The organism is Sneathiella sp. HT1-7, from assembly GCF_020731145.1.
Taxonomy (GTDB): Bacteria; Pseudomonadota; Alphaproteobacteria; order Sneathiellales; family Sneathiellaceae; genus Sneathiella.
Genome location: NZ_JAJFZN010000001.1, coordinates 871,259 through 893,045, shown reverse-complemented (window position 1 = coordinate 893,045; position 21,787 = coordinate 871,259). Strand labels below are relative to the sequence as shown.

Annotated in this window: 18 protein-coding genes and 1 tRNA gene; 8 read left to right on the top strand and 11 right to left on the bottom strand. The window is 55.2% G+C overall.

From position 1 onward, the window contains the following. Positions 1-36 precede the first annotated feature (36 nt). The 6 genes from LKE13_RS04300 to LKE13_RS04275 form a co-directional block, all read right to left on the bottom strand. Positions 37-4,545: a MupA/Atu3671 family FMN-dependent luciferase-like monooxygenase gene (locus LKE13_RS04300; RefSeq protein ID WP_227948459.1), complete on the bottom strand. Its 4,509-nt coding sequence runs from the start codon at positions 4,543-4,545 to the stop codon at positions 37-39. A gap of 123 nt (positions 4,546-4,668) precedes the next feature. Continuing rightward, positions 4,669-5,304, bottom strand: a complete 636-nt coding sequence (locus LKE13_RS04295; RefSeq protein ID WP_227948458.1) for a glutathione S-transferase family protein — start codon at positions 5,302-5,304, stop codon at positions 4,669-4,671. Positions 5,305-5,320: 16 nt separating this feature from the next. Beyond that, positions 5,321-7,012 carry a thiamine pyrophosphate-binding protein gene (locus LKE13_RS04290; RefSeq protein WP_415776480.1) on the bottom strand — a complete coding sequence of 564 codons (1,692 nt, stop codon included), beginning with the start codon at positions 7,010-7,012 and terminating at the stop codon, positions 5,321-5,323. Positions 7,013-7,112: 100 nt separating this feature from the next. Continuing rightward, the gene (locus tag LKE13_RS04285) at positions 7,113-7,910 is read right to left on the bottom strand and encodes a metal ABC transporter permease (protein ID WP_227948456.1); all 798 of its coding nucleotides are present in this window, start codon (positions 7,908-7,910) and stop codon (positions 7,113-7,115) included. Continuing rightward, positions 7,903-8,688 carry an ATP-binding cassette domain-containing protein gene (locus LKE13_RS04280; protein WP_227948455.1) on the bottom strand — a complete coding sequence of 262 codons (786 nt, stop codon included), beginning with the start codon at positions 8,686-8,688 and terminating at the stop codon, positions 7,903-7,905. The genes LKE13_RS04285 and LKE13_RS04280 overlap by 8 nt, the downstream gene beginning before the upstream one ends. Positions 8,689-8,691: 3 nt before the next feature. Beyond that, positions 8,692-9,156: a Fur family transcriptional regulator gene (locus LKE13_RS04275; RefSeq protein ID WP_227948454.1), complete on the bottom strand. Its 465-nt coding sequence runs from the start codon at positions 9,154-9,156 to the stop codon at positions 8,692-8,694. Positions 9,157-9,246: 90 nt separating this feature from the next. Between LKE13_RS04275 and LKE13_RS04270 the strand changes: the two genes are divergently transcribed. Next, on the top strand, positions 9,247-10,257 hold the full coding sequence (locus tag LKE13_RS04270) for a zinc ABC transporter substrate-binding protein (protein ID WP_227948453.1): 1,011 nt from the start codon (positions 9,247-9,249) through the stop codon (positions 10,255-10,257). Between the two features lie 2 nt (positions 10,258-10,259). On the opposite strand, the gene LKE13_RS18745 is transcribed toward LKE13_RS04270, so the two are convergent. Continuing rightward, the gene (locus LKE13_RS18745; protein ID WP_227948452.1) at positions 10,260-10,604 is read right to left on the bottom strand and encodes a TraR/DksA family transcriptional regulator; all 345 of its coding nucleotides are present in this window, start codon (positions 10,602-10,604) and stop codon (positions 10,260-10,262) included. Between the two features lie 105 nt (positions 10,605-10,709). Further along, positions 10,710-11,273 (bottom strand): TMEM165/GDT1 family protein, encoded by a 564-nt coding sequence (locus tag LKE13_RS04260; RefSeq protein WP_227948451.1) that lies wholly within the window; start codon positions 11,271-11,273, stop codon positions 10,710-10,712. Positions 11,274-11,595: 322 nt separating this feature from the next. On the opposite strand from LKE13_RS04260, the gene LKE13_RS04255 reads away from it, so the two are divergent. Beyond that, positions 11,596-12,492, top strand: coding sequence for a DMT family transporter (locus LKE13_RS04255; protein ID WP_227948450.1), 897 nt, complete (start codon positions 11,596-11,598; stop codon positions 12,490-12,492). Between the two features lie 7 nt (positions 12,493-12,499). Here the strand turns inward: LKE13_RS04255 and LKE13_RS04250 are convergent, their stop codons facing one another. Further along, on the bottom strand, positions 12,500-13,369 hold the full coding sequence (locus tag LKE13_RS04250) for a TauD/TfdA dioxygenase family protein (protein ID WP_227948449.1): 870 nt from the start codon (positions 13,367-13,369) through the stop codon (positions 12,500-12,502). Between the two features lie 127 nt (positions 13,370-13,496). Between LKE13_RS04250 and LKE13_RS04245 the strand changes: the two genes are divergently transcribed. From LKE13_RS04245 to LKE13_RS04235, 3 genes are all read left to right on the top strand, one after another. Further along, positions 13,497-14,225 carry a TetR/AcrR family transcriptional regulator gene (locus LKE13_RS04245; RefSeq protein ID WP_227948448.1) on the top strand — a complete coding sequence of 243 codons (729 nt, stop codon included), beginning with the start codon at positions 13,497-13,499 and terminating at the stop codon, positions 14,223-14,225. A 105-nt stretch (positions 14,226-14,330) separates the two neighbouring features. Then, the gene (locus tag LKE13_RS04240; RefSeq protein ID WP_227948868.1) at positions 14,331-15,410 is read left to right on the top strand and encodes an NAD(P)H-dependent flavin oxidoreductase; all 1,080 of its coding nucleotides are present in this window, start codon (positions 14,331-14,333) and stop codon (positions 15,408-15,410) included. A gap of 250 nt (positions 15,411-15,660) precedes the next feature. Beyond that, the gene (locus tag LKE13_RS04235; protein WP_227948447.1) at positions 15,661-17,010 is read left to right on the top strand and encodes a DEAD/DEAH box helicase; all 1,350 of its coding nucleotides are present in this window, start codon (positions 15,661-15,663) and stop codon (positions 17,008-17,010) included. A 187-nt stretch (positions 17,011-17,197) separates the two neighbouring features. Here the strand turns inward: LKE13_RS04235 and LKE13_RS04230 are convergent. Beyond that, positions 17,198-17,273, bottom strand: a tRNA-Ala gene (locus LKE13_RS04230). A gap of 84 nt (positions 17,274-17,357) precedes the next feature. Then, positions 17,358-17,816 (bottom strand): FYDLN acid domain-containing protein, encoded by a 459-nt coding sequence (locus LKE13_RS04225; RefSeq protein ID WP_227948446.1) that lies wholly within the window; start codon positions 17,814-17,816, stop codon positions 17,358-17,360. A gap of 90 nt (positions 17,817-17,906) precedes the next feature. On the opposite strand from LKE13_RS04225, the gene aroA reads away from it, so the two are divergent. From aroA to rpsA, 3 genes are all read left to right on the top strand, one after another. Next, positions 17,907-19,259, top strand: a complete 1,353-nt coding sequence (gene aroA, locus LKE13_RS04220) for a 3-phosphoshikimate 1-carboxyvinyltransferase (protein ID WP_227948445.1) — start codon at positions 17,907-17,909, stop codon at positions 19,257-19,259. Continuing rightward, a complete protein-coding gene (locus LKE13_RS04215) occupies positions 19,256-19,873 on the top strand; it encodes a (d)CMP kinase (protein ID WP_227948444.1) in 618 nt (205 codons plus the stop codon). The genes aroA and LKE13_RS04215 overlap by 4 nt, the downstream gene beginning before the upstream one ends. A 147-nt stretch (positions 19,874-20,020) precedes the next feature. Beyond that, a complete protein-coding gene (gene rpsA, locus LKE13_RS04210) occupies positions 20,021-21,760 on the top strand; it encodes a 30S ribosomal protein S1 (protein WP_227948443.1) in 1,740 nt (579 codons plus the stop codon). Positions 21,761-21,787 lie beyond the last annotated feature (27 nt).

The window sequence follows — 21,787 nt, the reverse complement described above, 5'->3', positions numbered from 1 at the left end:
TACCTTGACAAGTTCTCATCCTGCCAAAAATCACATTTATTGTACAGTTGTCCCTGTTCTTCTCGTCATCCGGGCGCGCCGCGCCGCGGCGCGCTCTGCCCCGCGCTTGGCCGCCGACGACTCTCCATCCGCCTTGCCGTCACCATCGAGATGACCGGCCAGGGCCTGAATGGTTGAAAAACGGAACATATCGGTAATCGCCACTTCCTTGTCGAACAGTTCCTTCAACCGCCGCTGCACCTGCACTACCAGCAGGGAATGCCCGCCAAGATCAAAGAAATTATCGGTTACGCCCACTTCAGCAAGGCCCAGCGCCTCGCACCAGATTTTCGCAATAGCTGTTTCTGTGTCACTCTGGGCTGCTTCCGTTGCTGTGTTTGTCTGTCCTTGCGGTTTTGGCAGCGCCTTACGGTCAATCTTGCCGTTTGGCGTTTGCGGCATAACATCCAGCACGATCACTTGCGATGGCGTCATGAATTCGGGTAGCCGCTCTCCCAGTTTTTTGCGTACGTCTTGTGGGTCTATCTTGTGACCCGGTGCGGCCGTCGCAAACGCAACAAGACGTTTGTCACTCTCGCCCGTCTCAAAAACCGTGACCGCCGCATCTTTGACTTCATCCAGCGCACCAAGCTTTGCCTCAATCTCGCCAAGCTCAATCCGGTGACCACGCACCTTAACCTGATTATCCATGCGACCATGGAATTCCAGATTACCGTTCGGCATATGGCGGACCAAATCACCGGTCCGATAGAAGCGACCTTCAGCGGTATCGAGAAAGCGTTCCGCCGTCAACTCCTCACGCTTCCAGTAACCATCGGCGACGCCATCGCCACCAATCCAAAGTTCCCCGGCAACACCACTCGGTAGTGCCTGACCAAATTCATTGCGGACGGAATAGATCGTGTTGGCAATCGCCTCACCCAACGGAATCGTTTCTTCCACTGTTTCAAGATTGGCGACCGACGACCAAACGGCCGTCTCCGTCGTGCCATACATGTTCAGAAGCGACCCCTTTAAGTGGGAGCGTAAATTTCGCGCGAGATCGGGTGGAAAGCCTTCGCCGCCAACCATCATCACCTTGAGCCGGCCAAGCGCCGTCCGCCCTGCCTCTTCCGCCACCAGGAAGGAGGCCATCGATGGGGTACATTGGAAATGAGTGATGTCATGCTCGACAATCTGTTCCGCGACAGAGGCCTGACGTGCAACCCCGCCTTCGGCAAGCAGATTATTCTTCAGATCGTTGATATAGGTGAGATGTTTCAGCACGAGATCCGTATCAACACCAAAATCGATCAGGCAGGCAATCTCGTCCACACCCATGCGGGCAATCTCGCGCACCAGCTCCTGACAGCTGTCCGGTGTGCCAAACAAGCCACTGGTCTGGTAGTAGCGTTCAAACGCGTGATCAAGGAGAGCATCCGTCTCTTCGTCGGTAAGCTCTTGCTTTTCAAAGACTTCCTGCGGCGTCACGCCGCTTGCATCGGCCTTTTGCTTGAAGGTAGGAGAACTCCACGACGCCCGGCGGAGTAGATCGACCGAGCTTTTGAGATAGCCCTTCATCGGCCCGCGTACTGTTTCGCGCACCTGATCCTCATCCTCCCCCACAAACGTATGCAACATGAGAGAGACTTTTCCGTTACCGGGATGCCCGGCCTCACGCCAGGCCATGCGGTAGGCGCGGATTTTCTCGGCCACATCCTCGAATTTCTGGCCCAACAGATGGGTCAGCACATAACAACCCTTTGTGGCTGCTGCGGCGAAGGTTTCCGGGTTGCCCGCCGCCGTTAGCCAGAGCGGGATATCTCCGTTTACCGGATGCGGCAGGGTGGAAACTTCAATCTCTTCGCCCTTGTGGTTCGGTAATTTGATGCTCTCGCCGCGCCATAATTTGCGCAGGGTATCGACACCATCCAGCATCACATCTTTACGGTTTTCAAAATTTTCCGGTTGCAGCACAAAGTCATTAGGCTGCCAACCGCTAGCAAGGGCGATCCCGGCGCGCCCGGCGGAAATATTATCCACCAGTGCCCAGTCTTCAGCCAGCCGAACCGGATTATGCAGCGGCAACACGCAGGAGCCTGCGCGAATGCCGACATTCTTGGTCATCGAGGCCACGGCGGCGGAACTCACCGCCGGATTGGGATACAAACCGCCAAAGGCATGGAAATGCCGCTCCGGCGTCCAGACCGCCTCGAACCCGTTGTCATCGGCAAATTTCGCGCCCTGCAGCAAGAGACGATACGCCTCCGGCCCGCTTCCAGACGCTTCGGACGCAAAGTAGAACAGGCTGAAACCCGGAACCGTCGCCGAGGAAACGCCGTCCGTCTGCAGCACGATGGTAAAGCCACGCGCCAGCGTCCAGAAAATCTCCAACACCGAGATATCAAAAGAAACCGATGTGATAGCAAGCAACCGTACCTCTCCGTCATGGGGGACGGTCAGGTCGGTGCCAGTAAAGAAGTTGACGATATTCTGATGGGTCAGCATCACACCTTTCGGCGTGCCGGTTGAGCCCGACGTATACATCATATAGGCGAGGTCAGACGGCTCTCCGGTTGGAGCCGTGAAGTCACCATCGGTAGCATCCGGGTAAACAATTTTCTTTGGGTCGAGCCGGAATTTGAACTCGGTCGTCGGGCTGGCGACGATCAACGGCGCATTGCTGTCCTCAATCATGAAGGCAACACGTTCTGCCGGATAGGCCGGGTCAAGCGGCAGATACGCCGCACCGGTCTTCAAAATGGCAAGCAGGGAAACGATTAAATCGGTCGATCGTTCCAGACATAATCCAACGATTACGCCCCGTTTCGCACCGCGCGCCGCAAGAGCGGCAGCGAGCAGATCGGTGCGCGCCTCCAACTCCTCATAAGTGAGCACATCATCATCAGCTTTCAGTGCAATGGCATCAGGGGTTTTCGCCGCCTGTTCGCGAATTACATCGTGAATACGTTTATCACGCGGATAGTCGATGCCCATTGCATTCATGCCCGCCTGCTTCTCATTCGGATCAGTCAGCGGCAGGTCTTTTAACGCTGTGTCCTTCTGTGACGCAAAAGCATTCAGGAAGAAGGCAAGGTCACGCCCCATGGCAGCGAGGATATCGCGCGCGTAAAGCCCTGTCTTGGCGATCAGGCGCGGGGTATCCCCAAGCGCAAGAACGAGCAGACGGTCGCCTAATAGCTCCGCATCCGTTCTGTCATTCGCGGTGACCGCGACGTTCAACGCCCGCAAAGCTATATCGCGCGTCGCCGTATCGGGCAGGCGGGCAATCAGATCGATACTTCGGGGGCCTTTATTTTCCCCTTCCGTTTTGATTTTGGCAAATGACTGAAGTGTATCCTTCACACTGGCCGATGCCTCGACCGGCATAGTGACAAGCTGGCTCTCCGCGATCAGCGGATGCGCCATAGTGCCACCATCAACACCGCAGGAAACTGTCTTCGCCCCCATCAACAGGGAATGCCAGACGAGAAAACCGGCAGCCCCTTCGTCCAAGTCAAGCGGTTGATCGAGCGGCATGGGCGCAGAAATGACACCTGCTGCTGTATCCCGGTTCGACGGATAGGGTGATTGTAATGGCTGCGCGACCGCGAGCGCGTCCTGCCAATAAAGTTCTGCCTTTGCGATTGTCGTGAGGTCTTCATCGGAAAGGACTGGAACCAGTGGGATTTGCGCCCCTACCTGCAGCCCGACAGCGTTTGGGTGGCGTGGTTCTCCGGCGAGGCAGCGAAACGCCCCGACTGTGACATCATGATCGCTTGCGGATATCGTGATTCCATCGTTGTCCAGCGCAACAACTTGTCCCGGCGCGTTGGAGGCAGGACCATCCTTTATGGCGAGCGAGCCAACTAGAGAGACAGATTTTCCCGTCCATAGCTTCGCCGTGCCCAGCGGGTTGGCATAGGCTCCAAAATCAAGCGCGCGGACAATCCGATTAAGCTCACTGGCTGTTTTTGTGAAATCAAGTGCGCCCAAAGCTTCAGGCCGTTTCTCGGCTTCGTAGCGATTTCTCTCTGCGTCCTGCTCTTGCGGGCGGACGGTATCGGTTTTGAGTTCCCCGATCAACTCAGTGAAGGAGGCAAGCCCGGCCTCATAACATTTTGCATTGAGGCTCATTGAGGTTTCATCTGGCGAGATTTCAACCACGCGTGATTTCAGGATACGGCCCTCATCCGGGGAGGCGAGCATTTCATGCCAGGTGACGGCGTGGGATGTCTCGCCATTCATTAGCGCCCAGGACGTGACATTGATACCGGCATATTTTGGCAGCGGTCCATCAAAGAAGTTGATGGCAAATTTATTTGGTTGAACCGGAAGATGTTGCGGAAAAATCGTCAGATTGACGACACTGAAAAGATAATCGTAGGTTAGATCCTTGAGCCCTTCATCCTGTGGGTCGCCGAAAAGAGTTAGACCTTCCGCCTCGGCCCAAGCGCGAACACGCGGTTCACGGGTCATTATCGCGGTGATTTCACCGCCGGCACGCCGAAACTCTTCGGCACATTGAACAAGAAGCGTTCCTTCACCAATGAATAGCCCGTTCATTTTTCAAACCAGGTCCTTCGCCTTCGTATTTTTGTTGTTGTACTGAACTCCTTGAACTCAACATAGAAATAACCTGTTTATTAACCCTTAACGGTCGGAAATATTTCTAACTTATTCTCGTTATCATTCCGGAACGGGAACGTCAGATACATAATGAGGGATGTGATAACCCTTCTGCACTGCCGGACGACCCGCTATGCGGTTATACCAATCTTTTACATTCGGATACTGATTGAGATCAATTGTCTGCCACTCAAATCTTGATATCCAAGGCCAGATCGCAATATCCGCAACGCTATACTCTCCGGCGACATAGTCACGTTCAGATAGTGCGGTATCAAGCACGCCGTAAAGCCGTTTTACTTCATTGAGGTAGCGTTCCTCCGCATAGGGTGCCTTGCCCGGATTAAAGCGGACGAAGTGATGCGTCTGCCCCGCCATCGGCCCGAGACCGCCCATCTGCCACATCAGCCATTCCATCATCTGCCAATAACCGACGTCGTCCGACGGAATCAGCTTGCCGCCCGCCTTCTTTGCGAGATAGAGCATGATTGCGCCGGATTCCATCATCCGAACACCAGTGTCATGATCGACAATCGCCGGAATGCGGCCGTTGGGTGAAATCGCCAGAAATTCGGGCGTTTTCTGATCCCCGGCTGTGATATCAATGGGTTTCACCTCATAGGGCAGGCCCAGTTCTTCCAGCAGGATGGAGACTTTCCGGCCATTCGGCGTACCCCATGTATAGAGATCGATCATATTTCCTGTTCCTTCCTTAAGATGCTGTTGTTTTCTGCCCCTGTTCGCGCGCGGCCGAGAGGCTCTGTTCCGGGGTTAATACCTCCGGATCAACAATGATCTCAATTACCGCTGCCTTGCCGGAGGCCTGCGCCGCTGCAAAAACATCCGCAAAATCTTCCGTCCGGGTGACTTTCTCCCCGAAGGCCCCATAGGCTCGGGCGAGCGCCGCAAAATCCGGATTGGCGAGAGTGGTTGCGTGCACGCGGGCCGGATAGGTCCGCTCCTGATGCATACGAATAGTCCCGAGCATACCGTTATTGACGATAATAAAGATGACGGCGGCGTTAAACTGCATTGCCGTCGCCAGCTCCTGGCCCAGCATCATGAAACAGCCATCGCCATTGAAGCTGACCACGGTCCGCTCGGGTGCTGTAAGTTTGGCGCTGATCGCAGCGGGCACGCTATAGCCCATCGCCCCGCTGGTCGGTGCAAGCTGGGTGCGATATTTTTTATGTTGGAAAAAGCGATGCGCCCAAACGGCATAGTTCCCGGCCCCGGCGGTGATGATCGCATCTTCGGGTAAGGTGTCATTCAGGTAAGCGACGATCTTGCCAAGATTGACCGGACCCGGCACCTCGGTCGGCTTGATCCGCTCCAGATAGTCGGCGCGGGCATTCATGACCCAGCCTTCGCGCGCCTTCACACCCCCTGGCGCCATGGCGCGCGCAGCGGATGCAAATTCCGGCATTCGGGCGTTGATCGCAATATCGGGAAGATAAACACGCCCCAGCTCTGACGCCCCAGGATGGACATGGACCAACGGCATTGCCGGGTTCGGCACATCGATTAGGGTATAGCCCTGTGTCGTCATCTCCCCAAGGCGCGGCCCGACGACAAGAAGAAGGTCGCTCTCCTTAATCCGATTTGCAAGTTTTGGATTGATACCAATGCCTACGTCGCCCGCGTAATTTGGATGACGATTATCGAAACAATCCTGTGAGCGGAGCGATGCGCCAACCGGTATGCCGTGGCTTTCGGCAAACGCCTCAATATCTTTCACCGCCGCCTGGGTCCATGTCGCGCCGCCAACAATCATAAAGGGGCGCTCCGCCGCACCAAGTCGCGCCTCCAGCGCCATCATATCCGCAGCGGCCGGCGCAATGTTTGGGGCTTTTGCGGGGTGCGCGATGTCCGACACTTCCACCACATCGGTCAGCATATCTTCAGGCAAGGCAAGCACGACAGGCCCCGGCCTCCCTGACAATGCTGTATGAAAGGCACGGCTGACATATTCCGGAATGCGGCGGGCATCGTCGATTTCGGCGACCCATTTCGCCATTTCGCCGAAGACACGGCGGTAATCCATTTCCTGAAATGCCTCCCGATCAATGGCGTCGCGCCCGACCTGCCCGACGAAAAGGATCATCGGCGTACTGTCCTGAAAGGCGGTGTGCAGCCCAATCGAGGCATTGGTCGCGCCGGGCCCGCGTGTCACCATACAGATGCCGGGCCGACCGGTGAACTTACCATATGCTTCCGCCATGTTGGCCGCGCCGCCTTCATGTCGTGTGTTGATCATCCGGATGCTGTTGGCATGGTTATAGAGGCCGTCGATCACGGCGAGATAGCTCTCCCCCGGTACACAGAAAACTGTATCCGCTCCCTGAATTGCAAGTTGATCGGCGAGGATTTGCCCGCCCGTTCTGGCTTTCATCGACCCTGTCATTTCCATCCCTTGATCATGCCTGTTATATGGATGCGTGATCCTAACAGATTGCCCGGGCAAGCCAATGACAAGATTCAACTTTTCATCGCATTGACGGCAATCAAGAACGTCGGCGCATCGCCGCTACGATGGAAAGAAGCGCGAAGATGATCGCCGCCGCGGTGACAATACTCGGACCGGAGGGCGTGTCAAACTCAACAGAGCCGGAAATCCCGGCGACTACCGCGATCAGCCCGAAGACAGCCGCCCAGATCGCCATACTCTCCGGGGAGGAGACAAGCTGACGCGCCGTCGCCGCCGGAATGATCAGCATCGAAGTAATCAGAAGGATGCCAACGATACGAATGGACACCGCAACGACAATGGTCATCAACAACATGAGAAGGATATTCGCCCAGACTGTATTCACGCCTTCGGCGCGGGCGAGGTCCTCATGCAGGGTCATCAGGGTCAGCGACGACCAGTTGAAAACCAGCAAGCCTATTACGAGAAGACCGCCGCCATAGATCCAGTAAAGATCGCTGATCCGGACGGTCAGAATATCGCCAAACAAATAGCTGTAGAGATCGAAACTGACATTATTGAGGAAACTCAAGGCCACCATCCCGATGGAGAGCGCAGCATGGGCAAGAATACCCAGCAAGGTATCCGTCGCCAGTACCCGGCGTTGCTGCAGCCAAACGAGCAGAAGCGCAAACACAGTGCAGACGATGACTGTACCAAGATTGATATTAATGCCGTAAAGCAGGCCGAGCGCAATGCCGAGAAGGGCGCTATGGGCGAGCGAATCGCCGAAATATGCCATCCGCCGCCATACCACGAAGCAGCCCAGCGGTCCAGCAATCAGCGCAACGCCGATCCCCGCCGCAAGCGCGCGGAGGATAAAATCATCAACCATCAAGTTTTTCCAGGTGTTCGTGGGTATGGGATTGGGAGTGGTCGTGAGGGTGGGACGCCTCATCATGGTTGTGGTTATGATCATGGCTGTGGTTATAAACCGCCATAAGCCGTGCCATATCATTGCCGAACAGCGAAATAAATTCCGGATCGCGCGTCACCACGTTCGGCTCCCCATGGCAACAAATATGATGATAGAGGCAAACCACCTCCCGCGTGCTCGACATCACCAGATGCAGGTCATGCGATACCATCAGGATGCTGACATCTCGCTCAGCGTAAATTTTCTCAATCAGCTTGTAGAAAGCGAGCTGGCCCGTCACATCGAGATTCTGCGCCGGTTCATCCAGCACCAGAAGGTCCGGATCATCCAGAAGTGCGCGTGCCAACAATACCCTTTGCAGCTCCCCGCCAGAGAGCACATGGATCGGATGATCGAGTATCTCTTCTATCGCCGTTTCCCGCGCCACATTCAGCAAAACATCCTTCGGCGCCCTCTTGCGCAGGGTGAGAAACCGCCGTACCCGGATTGGCACCGTATGATCCGCCACCAACCGCTGCGGCACATACCCGATTTTTAGGCCGGCACGACGCACGACTTCTCCCTTGGACGGCGCATAGAATCCCATCATGCATTTCAGCAGCATGGATTTACCTGCGCCATTTGGCCCGATAATGGTGATGAAATCCTTTTCGCCAATGCTGAGCGATACATCCTCAAGGATGGTTTTTCCGTCGCGATACACGCTGATCTGACGGGCGGAGAGCAATTCAGTCATGTATTAGTGGACTCCGCGGCAGTCACTGCATTCGCCGGTGATCTCAAGTGTGACATTTTTTATTTCAAACTGGTTGCGCCAACTGGTCTTCGCCACCGCGTCTACGATATCGAGATTGCAGCATTCCTTCGCCTCCCCACAATCGGAGCAGATCAGGAAGTAACATTCGCGATGTTTTAAAGGATGACCGCAGCCAACAAAAGCATTCAGACTGTTAATCTTGTGCACGAGACCGTTTTCGGTGAGAAAATCCAGCGCGCGATAGACTGTCGGCGGCTTGATTGACGCAATCCGTTGATCCAATTGATCAAGAATATCATAGGCTTTGATCGGCCCATGGCTTTGCCAGACCAGTTCCAGAACCTTGCGCCGCACATCCGTAAAGCGTAAACCACGCGCGTCACAGATATCCTCTGCCCGCTGGAGCGCCTCCGCAATACAGTCGCTATGGGTTGTACAGTTATGCATTTCTTTTTTCCAAAAGGCAGGTTGACATGGTTATGTTATAATATAACATTTACGTTTCTTCGCAACCTTTAACTTGAAATTTGGACTTCCATGACGCGTTTTTTCTTCCGCCTTCTCATTCTATTCCTATTTCCCGCAACCGCTCTTGCCGCTGAAAAAGTGGCCGTTGTGACCACAATCAAGCCACTGCATTCCCTGGTTCAGGGCGTCATGGGCGAGACGGGGGAAGCCAAACTCCTCATCACCGGCATCTCCTCGCCGCATGGGTTCTCCCTTAAACCGTCACAGGTGCGCGACATGCAGGGGGCCGGGGCCATCTTTTACATCGACGAAGCGTTCGAAAGCTTCCTCAAAAATGCGTTGGAATCCCTGCCCGAAGATGTACGCAAGGTATCACTTTCCCACGCGGAGGGCGTAAAACTTCTGGAGCAGCGCGAAGGGGGCGCTTGGGACGAGCATGATCATGATCATGGTCACAGCCATGCGCATAGTGATGACCACGACGACCATGATGACCACAAAAAAGAGGGTCATGAGGATCACAAGGGTCATGAAAACCATGAAGGCCATGGCACTGAGGCAGATAACCTGCATCTTTGGCTGGATCCGGAAAACGCCATATATATAACCCGTGCTGTTGCTTACGAGCTGGGTCGCCTCTATCCGGAAAACCGGACGGTTTATAAAGAAAATGCACTAAAACAGATCGCCCGGCTTAACGATCTTGACACGACATTGCGCACCCGCCTCGCCCCGTTAAAGGGGAAGGCCTATATCGTATTGCATGATGCCTACCCCTATTTAGAGGCGCGCTACGACTTGATGGCAGTTGGCTCTCTCACGCTGGAACCGGACACACCCGCCTCGGCGAAGCGACTGAAGGAAATCCGGGAAAAAATACAGAAAACCAACGCTGTCTGCATCTTCCGGGAACCTCAGTTTGATGACCGACTGTTACAAACCGCCGCAGAAGGGCTCCCGGTCAGGCTCGGCACCCTCGACCCACTTGGTGCAGAACTCGAACCCGGCACGGAGCTTTACTTTACAATGATGAACACATTGGCGGATGGCCTCGCAGATTGTTTGCAGGATCCGTCCTGACCTTATGAGGCCCGGAGGATCTTCCCGCTTCTTTCCCGCGCGCAAGTAATACAAAGTGTCGTATAGGGAAGCGCCTCCAACCGGGCCTCATTGATCTGCTTCCCGCAAGCAGAACAGGTTTCATAGTTGCCAGCCTCGATCCGATCAAGCGCCGCCTTGATCATCTCAATCTCATGGATAATGGTTTCCTCCAGACGCTCATCAACCTCATCGCCCTCCCGCTCGATGGCCTGTTCCCCGAAGGAGGCACTGTGAGTGCCGCGAAGCCGCTGCTCAATCGATTCCAGCCGATTGACCTCCTCGGCGAGCTTGTCCCGTAATTGCTTTTCGACTGCTTTTGTATCCACGATGTATTCTCCTGAAAGACCATTTAGTTGATAGATAATCCCTTATCTTGGGGGTAAAGGCATTGATACGGATCAAACCCCCTGCGACCGCCGTATCAATGAAGATCAGGCTAGTTCTGTCATGAGCGAATAGACACCCGTCACTATAAATACCACAGCCGCGATGACCCGCGCGGCGCGCAAAGGTACATATCTCATAAGACCCGCGCCAAATAGGACGAGCGGTACATTGGCAAGAAGCATACCAAGGGTCGTGCCAAGAGTGACAAGAACCGGAGCGCCAAACTGCGCACCCAACAAGACCGTCGCGATTTGCGTCTTGTCGCCGATCTCGGCCAGAAAAAACAGTATCAGGGAAACCATAAGGGCGCCATAGGTATCCCACCGTGATGTCGGCGACTCCTCCCTATCAGGGAAGAGCAGCCAGAGTCCGACCGCGATAAAACTACCGCCGATGATCCATACCCCAAAGTCACTTTGAAGAAATTGTCCAAGCCACACCCCCGCCCAGGCCGATGCCGCATGATTAAGAACCGTTGCAATCAGGATCCCGGCGATAATGCTCCATGGCTTGTTGAAACGGGCAATCAGAAAGAGGGAGAGAAGCTGGGTCTTGTCGCCAATCTCTGCGAACGCGACAGTAATAACAGAGGTAATAAAGGCTTCCATAATTCTCTACCGGCGGGACAATAAACCGAAGACAAACAGCGGCCTCCCGCAAATGGGCCGTTATTTGCCTTAGGTCTTGTCGATACTGCATTTGTTTGCAATACGAACCTGCCACAAGCCTTGAGGGCTCGAGTATGTTGACAGGCTCACACAACCGAAATTGAGCGGACTACTCCCCTATGACGGCACAAAAGCTATCAATCTTCGACTCCCTTGTCCATGGGAAAGCCAAATTCGAATATCATACCTGATTTCGGATAGTTTTAGCGGGCGGGAAGTGACATTGTAGGCGCATCGAATGTTTCGGATATGAGGGTTAGGAATGTCGTCGCGTGCCTGGCTTATATTGCTGACGCTATCTGTCCTTTGGGGTGGCACTTTCTTCTTTATCGAGCTGGCGCTTGTTGATTTCACGCCCCTTACCATTGTCTGTCTCCGGGTGCTGCTCGCCGCGCTCGCCCTTTTTACTTATCTTAAGCTAAAAGGCGAGGCGATCCCGCGCGACCTGTCACTCTGGGTGATCTTTATGGTGATGGGACTGCTGAACAATATCATTCCGTTCAGCCTGATCGTCTGGGGACAGACGCATATCACGGGGAGCGTCGCCTCAATCCTGAATGCCACAACGCCGCTCTTTGCGGTCATCCTCGCGCATTTCCTTACGGCGGACGAGAAACTCAACCGTCATAAGTTTCTGGGCGTGCTGATTGGTTTTGGCGGCGTGGTGGTGATGATGCAACCGAGCCTGGCGGAGGGGTTCAATTTCGAAAGCATCGGGCAGATTGCCATTCTTGGCGCGGCGCTCTCATACGGATTCGCCGGGATCTGGGGCAAGCGCCTGAAGGGGACATCAGCATTGGTCAACGCTTTTGGGATGCTCGCCTGTTCCAGCGTGATCATGCTGCCGGTGGCGCTGATTGTCGATGAGCCTTTCGCGGCCAGCCCCGACTGGACCAGTCTCTCCGCCGTCGTCGCGCTCGCGATTTTTGGAACCGCGCTTGCCTATATATTCTATTTTCAGCTTCTCGCGCTGGCCGGCGCCGTCAATCTTCTGCTGGTCACCTTCCTGATCCCGGTGACCGCACTCCTCCTCGGAGTGGGTATCCTCAGTGAAGCGATCCACCCCCTTTCTCTAGTCGGGACCGCCATCATCTTCGCGGGCCTCGCCCTGATCGACGGCCGTATTCTCACCCTGTTCCGCAAACCAAAGAGGGTCTGACGCGACTTCAGAAGGGGCGGTCGCCCACAACCGTCACCCGTTCCAACAAACGATGCTCCGGAAAAAAGTCGCCAACCGCATAATGCTGGGTGCTCCGATTGTCCCAAAAGGCAATAGAATGAGGCTCCCAACGGAAACGCACCTGATAATCCGGCGTCGACGCGGTCCGGTAGAGTTTGGTCAGTAATTCCATACTCTCTTCCCTGGTCTTGCCTTTAATATTCGTCGTGAAAGGATTGTTCACATAGAGTGACTTGCGACCGGAAACGGGATGCGTGCGGACAATGGGATGCTCCGACGGCGGGTATTTGGCTTTCAGTTCCTTAACCAGATCCTCGGTTCCCGGCTGGGCATACATCGCCTGACGGAAGGGTTTCCAGTCATGCATGGCGGTCAGCCCTTCAATCTCCTCCTTGGTTTCATCATCGAGACCTTCATAGGCCGCCTCCATATCCGCCCATAGCGTATCGCCGCCGACTCTGGGTGAAATGATGCATCTCAGGATTGACCCAAGCGACGGGTCCTTCCGCCAGGTCACATCGCTATGCCATTCATCCGCAGTTATCTGGGACTTAGCAGTGCTTTCCACAACCATGATTTCCGGCGCGATATCCTGTGTCTTGAACCCTTCCTTATGCTGGGTGAGAGGGTGAATTTCCAACTCGCCAAACCGTCGGCCGAAGGCGAGATGCTGCTCGCGCGTAATATCCTGATCCCGGAAGAACAGAACCTTATATTTAACCAGAGCATCAGAAAGCAGGTCGATAACCTCCTGATCGAGGGATTCACGCAAATCCACGCCCGATACGACCGCGCCCAATCTCACCGTCATAGGTTCAAAATGCAATTTGTCCGCGACAATATTCAACATCACCATTTCCCTCTCCTTGTTTTTATGTGTTAATGGATCTTCATTAATTGATATTAATTAATCGGTTGTGATTATCTTGTCAAGACGATAATATGGGATTAGATATAGACCTTATTTTGGAAAAACGGCTCCCATGACAAACAGGAATATCCTTGAAAAGCGAGCAATTGATTCTCCGGACGCAATAGGCGAACCGTCACCTCCGCTTGACGGGACAAAACTCAGAATTGTCACCGCCGCGGAGAGGTTATTCGCCCTTCACGGTATTGATGGGGTTACCCTCCAGCAAATTTTAAAAGGGGCAGGGCAGCGTAATTCCTCTGCCATGCATTATCATTTTGGCACCCGCGATGCGTTGATCGAGGCCATTCTCATGTGGCGGGTCACCAAGATTGATACCCATCGCAACCAAATGATTGATAATCTGCTGGCAGAGGGCCGCGGCAATGATATCCGCGGGATTGTGGAGACGGCCGTCATTCCTTTCATCCGACCGATAGAGGAATCGGTGCAGCCAAGCTATTACAACCGATTTTTGCTGGAAGTGCATCGCAGTCCAACTGTCAGTTTTGACGACATCATCGCCGGTAAGGCCGACCGGGGAATCAAACGAATGAATGAGCTATTGCTGGGACAGCTTGAGAATATCCCCGCCGAATTGCGCATGACCAGAATCGCGACATTAAGATCGATGCTTATCTTCGCCGTTGCGGATATCGAGGCCGTGCGCTCCCGCAAGCTGAAGGAAAAAGGCGAATTCAATTTTGATCGCGCGGTCGAGAACCTGATCGATATGGCCAGCGCCGCCTTCATCGCCCCGATGTCCCTTGAGACCAGAAAGCAGCTGACACTCTCACCCTGATCGACAGGCGAACTCTCACTCTGTTGCACAAACAAAAAAGCCTGACCTCGTCGTCCTGAATTGCTACAACAAATTATCGGAATATAAGAAATGGGAGGGTGTGTGATGTGGCCGAACGAAAGACTACTTGATCTTCTGCAAATCGAGGTACCGATTATTCAGGCGCCCATGGCCGGTGCGAACGGCTCAGCGCTAGCGATTTCGGTAAGTGAGGCGGGCGGTCTGGGGTCTCTTCCCTGCGCCATGTTGAACGAGGACAAGATGCGCGCCGAAGCGGGCAATATTCGCCAGCAAACCGCAAATCCGTTCAGCATGAATTTCTTCTGCCATACCGCCGTTGCACCAACACCGGAGCAGCAGGCGGCCTGGACAGCACAGCTCACACCTTTCTATACGGAATACGGACTTGACCCGTCCGACATTGCGCCCGCCTCCATCCGCCGCGCCTTTGATGAAGGCATGTGTGAACTGGTCGAGGATATCAAGCCTAATGTGGTTAGCTTTCACTTCGGCCTGCCTGACGCCCCTCTGCTGGCGCGGGTCAAGGCCGTCGGCACGCGGGTTATTTCCAGCGCGACAACAGTTAACGAGGCCCGCTGGCTCGAAGCAAACGGATGTGATGCGATCATTGCGCAGGGTTATGAGGCGGGCGGTCATCGCGGCATGTTCCTGACAAAGGATATTACGGCGCAGGCGGGCACCATGGCGCTGTTACCGCAAGTGGTCGATGCCGTGAAAGTACCGGTCATCGCGGCCGGCGGCATTGCCGATGGGCGGGGTATCGCGGCGGCCTTTGCCTTGGGCGCTTCCGGTGTGCAAATTGGCACCGCTTATCTGTTTACGCCGCAATCCCTAATCAGCGATCTCCATCGCGCTGCCCTTCATCAAGCGACAGATGATCAAACCGTCATCACCAATGTGTTTTCCGGTAAGCCCGCACGCGGATTAATCAACCGGATTATTCGGGAGGTCGGGCCGATGTCGGAAGATGTACCGCCCTTCCCGACGGCCGGTGCCGCGCTTGCGCCCCTGAAAGCAAAAGCGGAAGAGGCCGGGTCGGGCGATTTCACCTCGCTCTGGTCAGGACAGGCGGCATCGCTTGCGCGCGATATGGATGCCAGCGAGCTTACCCGAACCCTCGCATCGGACGCCTTACAGCGTTTGCAACAGCTGGCCGGTAAATAGAGAAAGATTGACATTCCGTTATATTAGCGTATAAGTCGCCTCATTGCCGAAGCGATACCAGTAGAGTGTCGCGTTGCAGCTTTTCGCATGGCGCTAATTTCGATCTCTAATAATTAGTCCGTCGAAACCATCCCCGAAACAGCAATACATCTGCATCGATCGAGAAATTCGACCGGCCGTTTGTTTTGTCTGAATCTTGGAGCGTCTGCGCTGCAACAGGCCTTATAAAAACTGGAAAGTAACTAAAGTAATGACAAAATTTACAGACCTCGGTCTGAACCAATCCGTCCTTCGCGCAGTCGAAGAGGGCGGTTATGAAACCATGACACCCATTCAGAAACAGGCAATTCCCGCCGTTATGGATGGCAAGGACCTGATCGCCATTGCGCAGACAGGCACCGGCAAAACCGCTGCTTTCGCGCTTCCCCTGATCCAGAAGCTGCTGAGCGGCGAAGGCAAGCGGACGCCGAAAGCCGCCCGCGCCCTGATCCTCGCCCCGACACGCGAACTGGCGATACAGATTTCCGAAAATATCCAGGCTTATTCCAAATATCTGCACCTGAAGACTACGTTGATCTATGGCGGCGCAGGCGCCAAGCCGCAAATTAAGGCCATGGCCGCCGGTGTCGATATCCTGATCGCAACGCCGGGTCGCCTGCTCGATTTGATGAACCAGCGGCATGTCAGCCTCTCCAATGTTGAATATCTGGTATTGGACGAAGCCGACCGGATGCTCGATATGGGCTTTATCCGCGATATCCAGAAGATCATCGCGCAATTGCCAAAAGCGCGGCAGACCCTGCTCTTCTCTGCGACCATGCCGACATCGGTTGAAAAGCTCGCGAACAGCATTCTTCGGAATCCCCTCCGGATCGAGGTTGCCCCGGCGGCGACAACAGCGGAAAAGGTCGACCAGCATGTGCTGATGGTGCCGAAAGGCCGCAAGCGCGAACTGCTCGCCCATGTGCTGAAAGACGAAAGTCTGAGCCGTGTACTGATCTTCACGCGCACCAAGCATGGTGCGAACCGTGTCTCACGTCAGCTCGAACAGCTGGGCATCTCCTCTGCCGCCATTCACGGCAACAAGTCGCAGAATGCCCGCCAGAAAGCACTTAATGATTTCCGCGCCGGCGACACACGCGCCCTGGTGGCGACCGATGTGGCGGCGCGCGGAATCGATGTCGATGGCGTCACCCACGTGATCAATTTCGAGATTCCGAACGAGCCTGAAAGCTATGTCCACCGGATTGGCCGCACGGCCCGCGCCGGTGCGGCAGGCGCAAGCCTCTCCTTCTGTGATCATGAGGAACGCGCGTATCTGAAGGATATCGAAAAAAGCATCCGCCAGCCCGTCCCGGTGCTGGAGGACCACCCTTTTCATGCGGAAGGCATCGCTAATGCCCCGGCGGGCGAGGAAAGCAAGCCTTCGAACAACGGACGTGGGCGCCGTGGCGGTGGAAATGGACGCCCGGGGTCAGGGTCCGGCAACAGGCAGAATAATGGTGGCGGCCGCTCTGGCGCACCGAAAGCCCAACGCGCCGGTGCTGGTGCTGGCGGAGGCCGCCAACGTAACCGCCGCTCCCAACGAACCGCTGCGTAAGCTAGTCAACGCATAACGCGAAACTAAAAAGGCCCTGCCGAATTGGTGGGGCCTTTTTTAATGAACAATTTCGGCATTAGCGCCGCGCGAAGTAATTGCTACCGCCTAATGCACGGAAACATTCGCTCGTCAAAGCTTCAGGTACAACAAAAAAGCCCAACCGTTTCCGGTTGAGCTTTTGGAATAATGGTGGAGCCAGACGGGATCGAACCGACGACCTCTTGAATGCCATCCAAGCGCTCTCCCAACTGAGCTATGGCCCCATATTGGCGAGTAATCCCGCCGCGGGTTCGGAACCTATGCCGAAGCCCGCTTAGTTTCAAGTCAAAAATGCAGACCCGCTGAAATCAGCTTTCGTCGTCGCTTTTCGGCTTGATTACGACGCCGGAAAGATCGTCGTCATCATCGTCATCATCTGCAAGATCAACTGTATCCGGATCGATTAGATCATCATCGATATCGTCTTCGCGATCCGTATCGCCTTTCTCCAATGCCTCCGCAGCCTTCTTCTTAGCGGCGGCGGCCTTCTTTTCGGCCTCCGACGGCGTGGTTGGTGCCGACCGTCGTGGTTTCAGCAACCGCTCCGGTTTATTCTCCGCTCCGCAGGACGGACAGATAATCGGCGTTTTCTTCATGTCGTAAAAAGGCTTGCCGCAAGCACTGCAACGATGCTTTTCGCCCCATTCCGGTTTTGCCATTGTCACCTCATTCTCACCAGAGCGCCAATTTATGCAAAGGCGCCCAAACTCACCATTGAAGGAGGTGAAGTGCCAGAATAAAGGATCGCTGTCAAAAGTTTCTTTCATTTGGCCGCAGCTTTATGTGACATGTGTGGAAAAGCTTGCTAAAACCGAACGGATTTTTAAGCCTGTATAGAAAATTCTGGCAAGATATTTATGACGTCCCTTTCTTCCGCCCCCCGCCCCGTAACTGGACGGCATTCGCCGCCCCTGACCGGAACCGTCACGGTGCCGGGCGACAAGTCGATTTCCCATCGCGCCCTTATTTTTGGGGGGCTTGCAACCGGGACAACCCATATTTCCGGCCTGCTGGAGGGGGAGGATGTGCTTCGTACCGCCGCCGCACTCCGTCAACTCGGTGCAGAAGTTGTGAAGGATACCAATGGCAGCTGGCAGGTCACTGGCAATGGCGTCGGCGCCCTTGCCGAACCGGACGACGTTCTCGACATGGGAAATTCGGGCACGGCGGCGCGCCTCCTGATGGGACTGGTATCAAACAGCGCCTTCACCACTTTCTTTATGGGCGATGCCAGCCTGCATAAGCGCCCGATGAGCCGCGTGAGTATCCCGCTTGAGAAAATGGGCGCGCTTATTATAAGTCGATCTGGCGGGCGATTCCCCCTTGCGGTAACCGGCCGGACGCTGATGCCGATTGAGTATGAACTGCCTGTTGCCTCAGCTCAGGTAAAGTCTGCCATCCTGCTCGCCGCGTTGGATACGCCGGGCCTCACCCGCGTGACAGAGCCTAAGCCGACCCGCGATCACACGGAAAACATGCTCCGCCATTTTGGCGCAGACGTAACGGTGACCGACCTTGAGACAGGCGGCCGCCTTATTGAGTATCAGGGACAGCAGGAACTCACTGCCGCCGATATCGTCGTTCCGGGCGATCCGTCTTCCGCCGCCTTTATTGCGGTGGCGGCGGCGGTCCTGCCAGACTCTGACGTGACCATTACCAATGTCGGGCTAAACCCGCTACGCGATGGTATCTTTATTACCCTGGAGGAAATGGGCGCGAATATCGAAATTATGAACCCGCGCGAACAAGGCGGTGAGAAGGTCGGCGACATTCGTATTAAAGGCGGTGAACTTCAGGGAATTGAAGTCCCGCCAGAACGCGCGCCGACGATGATCGATGAGTTTCCTGTCCTCTTTGTGGCAGCCTCCTTCGCCAAGGGAACAACGGTAATGCGCGGATTGCATGAACTTCGCGTCAAGGAATCAGACCGAATTGCGGCGATGGCGGCGGGCCTTAAAACCTGCGGCGTTAACTTTGAGGAGCTGGACGACGGGTTGATCATCAAGGGCGACGGCAGCGCGCCGAAGGGTGGCGGGCATATCGAGACTCACCTTGATCACCGCATCGCCATGTCCTTCCTGATTATGGGTCTGGCGACACAAGAGCCCGTCACCGTCGATGATGGCCGGGTGATGGAGACAAGTTTTCCGGGATTTGTCGATTTGATGGGCACGCTTGGCGGCCAGATTACACCGGACAATCAGCCATGATTATTGCGGTCGATGGCCCCGTTGCTGCCGGCAAAGGCACCCTCGCCCGGCGAATCGCCGTGCATTATCGTCTTGAATATCTTGATACCGGGGCGCTTTACCGCGCCGTCGGACTAAAACTTCTCCGCGACGGACATGATCCGCATGACGAGGAGGCTGCGGTTAATGCGGCACGTCATGTGGGAGAGGTCCCGCTCGATGATCCCGCGCTTCGCGATGAGGCAACGGGGGAAGCAGCGTCTATCGTCGCGGCCAATCAGGGGGTCCGCGCGGCGCTTCTCCAATATCAGCGGGACTTTGCAAAAATTAAGGGTGGCGCGGTGCTGGACGGGCGTGACATCGGCACGGTTGTCTGCCCCAACGCGGATGTAAAGCTGTTTGTGACCGCAAGTGCCGAGGTGCGGGCGCGCCGCCGTTTCGACGAACTTGTCGCCAAGGGTGTAGAGACAACCTTTGAGGCCGTGCTGGAAGATTTGCACGCTCGTGACACCCGCGATATGGGCCGGGGCGCGGCGCCACTTAAAAAAGCTGACGATGCGCACTTGCTTGATACCTCAAAATTGGATATAGAAGCGGCAGTTACGGCGGCTTGCATGATTATTGATGCCGCCTGAATATAAAGGAGACCGTTCCGACCACGCCGGAACATTACATTAACAGCGCTTCTCTTGCGTGCGTATCCTGATTTGGAGAAGCCAGTGGCCATCGATCCGCCGGAAGACCGGTTTGGCCTGATACGAGGATCTTGAAGGAAATCAAATATGTCAGATACATCTCTTGCTGAAGAAGGCATGCCTGCTGTCGAGGATTTCGCAGCACTTCTCGATGAATCCTACGGCGCCAGTGACAGCCTTGAAGGCACAGTCATCAAGGGCACCGTTATCAATATCGAAAACGACCTTGCCATCATTGATGTCGGACTGAAGTCCGAAGGCCGTATTCCGCTCAAAGAATTTGCCGCGCCCGGTCAGGATTCAGACCTGAAAATTGGCGACACGGTCGAAGTCTTCCTTGAAAGAATTGAAAACTCCGCTGGTGAAGCCGTTCTGTCTCGTGACAAAGCCCGCCGCGAAGAAGCTTGGGAAAAACTCGAAGTTGCCTTTGGCGAGAACGAACGCGTCGATGGTATCATCTTCGGTCGCGTGAAAGGCGGCTTTACGGTCGATCTCTCCGGCGCTGTGGCCTTCCTGCCCGGCAGCCAGGTGGACGTTCGCCCCGTGCGCGACATCGGCCCGCTCCGCGGTATTCCGCAGCCTTTCCAGATCCTGAAAATGGATCGCCGCCGTGGGAACATCGTTGTTTCCCGCCGTGCCGTTCTGGAAGAAAGCCGCGCCGAAGCCCGCTCTGAGCTGATCGGCACGTTGGAAGAAGGCCAGACACTGGAAGGTGTGGTCAAGAATATCACCGATTACGGCGCCTTCGTCGATCTGGGTGGTGTTGATGGCCTGCTCCATGTTACCGATATTGCATGGCGCCGGGTCAACCATCCGTCAGAAGCGCTCACCATCGGTGAGACCGTCAAGGTACAGGTTATTCGCCTGAACAAGGAAACCCAGCGCATCAGCCTCGGCATGAAACAGCTTGAGGAAGATCCTTGGGAAGCTCTTGAAGCGAAATACCCGGTTGGCGCCAAATTCACGGGCCGTGTCACTAATATCACCGATTACGGTGCGTTTGTTGAACTTGAAGCCGGTGTTGAAGGCCTCGTCCATGTTTCCGAAATGAGCTGGACGAAGAAGAACGTTCATCCAGGCAAGATTGTCTCCACCTCTCAGGAAGTGGAAGTCATGGTTCTGGAAGTCGATCAGGCACGCCGCCGTATCAGCCTTGGCCTGAAGCAATGCATGGATAACCCATGGGATAGCTTCGCGCAGACAACGCCAGTTGGTACCGAGATCGAGGGTGTGGTCAAGAACATCACCGAATTTGGTCTGTTTGTCGGTCTTGAAAACGACGTCGACGGCATGGTTCACATGTCAGACATCGACTGGAGCCAGCCAGGTGAGCAGGCGATCCAGGAATATAAGAAGGGCGATACGGTAAAGGCGAAGGTTCTCGACATCGATGTTGAGAAAGAACGCGTCAGCCTCGGCATCAAGCAGTTGAGCGAAGATCCGTTTGCCGGTGCCGCAGAAATGAAGAAGGGCGCCGTCGTCACTTGTACGGTTTCCAAGACTCAGGACGCCGGACTTGACGTTGAAATCAGCGAAGGTGTTGTTGGCTTCATCCGTAAGGGTGAACTCAGCCGCGATCGTGCCGAGCAGCGTCCGGACCGTTTTGCCGTTGGCGACAAGATCGATGCCAAGATCACGGCCATCGACAACAAGACCCGTAAAGTCACTCTGTCGATCAAGGCACGCGAAGTTGCAGAAGAAAAACAGGCTGTTGCACAGTATGGTTCTTCCGATGCCGGTGCGTCTCTTGGCGATATCCTCGGGGCTGCCATGCGCAGTGCCAACAAGGATGACGACGCGGGTTCCGACGACAAAGCAGACGGGTAAACACCCATGTTGATATCCGCTATCGAT

Coding starts and splice junctions, on each gene's coding strand:
- LKE13_RS04240 (WP_227948868.1), top strand. CDS start 14,331: ATGTGGCCGAACGAAAGACTACTTGATCTTCTGCAAATCGAGGTACCG.
- LKE13_RS04235 (WP_227948447.1), top strand. CDS start 15,661: ATGACAAAATTTACAGACCTCGGTCTGAACCAATCCGTCCTTCGCGCA.
- LKE13_RS04300 (WP_227948459.1), bottom strand. CDS start 4,545: ATGAACGGGCTATTCATTGGTGAAGGAACGCTTCTTGTTCAATGTGCC.
- LKE13_RS04255 (WP_227948450.1), top strand. CDS start 11,596: ATGTCGTCGCGTGCCTGGCTTATATTGCTGACGCTATCTGTCCTTTGG.
- LKE13_RS04285 (WP_227948456.1), bottom strand. CDS start 7,910: ATGGTTGATGATTTTATCCTCCGCGCGCTTGCGGCGGGGATCGGCGTT.
- LKE13_RS04245 (WP_227948448.1), top strand. CDS start 13,497: ATGACAAACAGGAATATCCTTGAAAAGCGAGCAATTGATTCTCCGGAC.
- LKE13_RS04270 (WP_227948453.1), top strand. CDS start 9,247: ATGACGCGTTTTTTCTTCCGCCTTCTCATTCTATTCCTATTTCCCGCA.
- LKE13_RS04260 (WP_227948451.1), bottom strand. CDS start 11,273: ATGGAAGCCTTTATTACCTCTGTTATTACTGTCGCGTTCGCAGAGATT.
- LKE13_RS04215 (WP_227948444.1), top strand. CDS start 19,256: ATGATTATTGCGGTCGATGGCCCCGTTGCTGCCGGCAAAGGCACCCTC.
- LKE13_RS04225 (WP_227948446.1), bottom strand. CDS start 17,816: ATGAAAGAAACTTTTGACAGCGATCCTTTATTCTGGCACTTCACCTCC.
- rpsA (WP_227948443.1), top strand. CDS start 20,021: ATGTCAGATACATCTCTTGCTGAAGAAGGCATGCCTGCTGTCGAGGAT.
- LKE13_RS04290 (WP_415776480.1), bottom strand. CDS start 7,012: ATGACAGGGTCGATGAAAGCCAGAACGGGCGGGCAAATCCTCGCCGAT.
- aroA (WP_227948445.1), top strand. CDS start 17,907: ATGACGTCCCTTTCTTCCGCCCCCCGCCCCGTAACTGGACGGCATTCG.
- LKE13_RS04280 (WP_227948455.1), bottom strand. CDS start 8,688: ATGACTGAATTGCTCTCCGCCCGTCAGATCAGCGTGTATCGCGACGGA.
- LKE13_RS04295 (WP_227948458.1), bottom strand. CDS start 5,304: ATGATCGATCTCTATACATGGGGTACGCCGAATGGCCGGAAAGTCTCC.
- LKE13_RS04275 (WP_227948454.1), bottom strand. CDS start 9,156: ATGCATAACTGTACAACCCATAGCGACTGTATTGCGGAGGCGCTCCAG.
- LKE13_RS04250 (WP_227948449.1), bottom strand. CDS start 13,369: ATGGTGATGTTGAATATTGTCGCGGACAAATTGCATTTTGAACCTATG.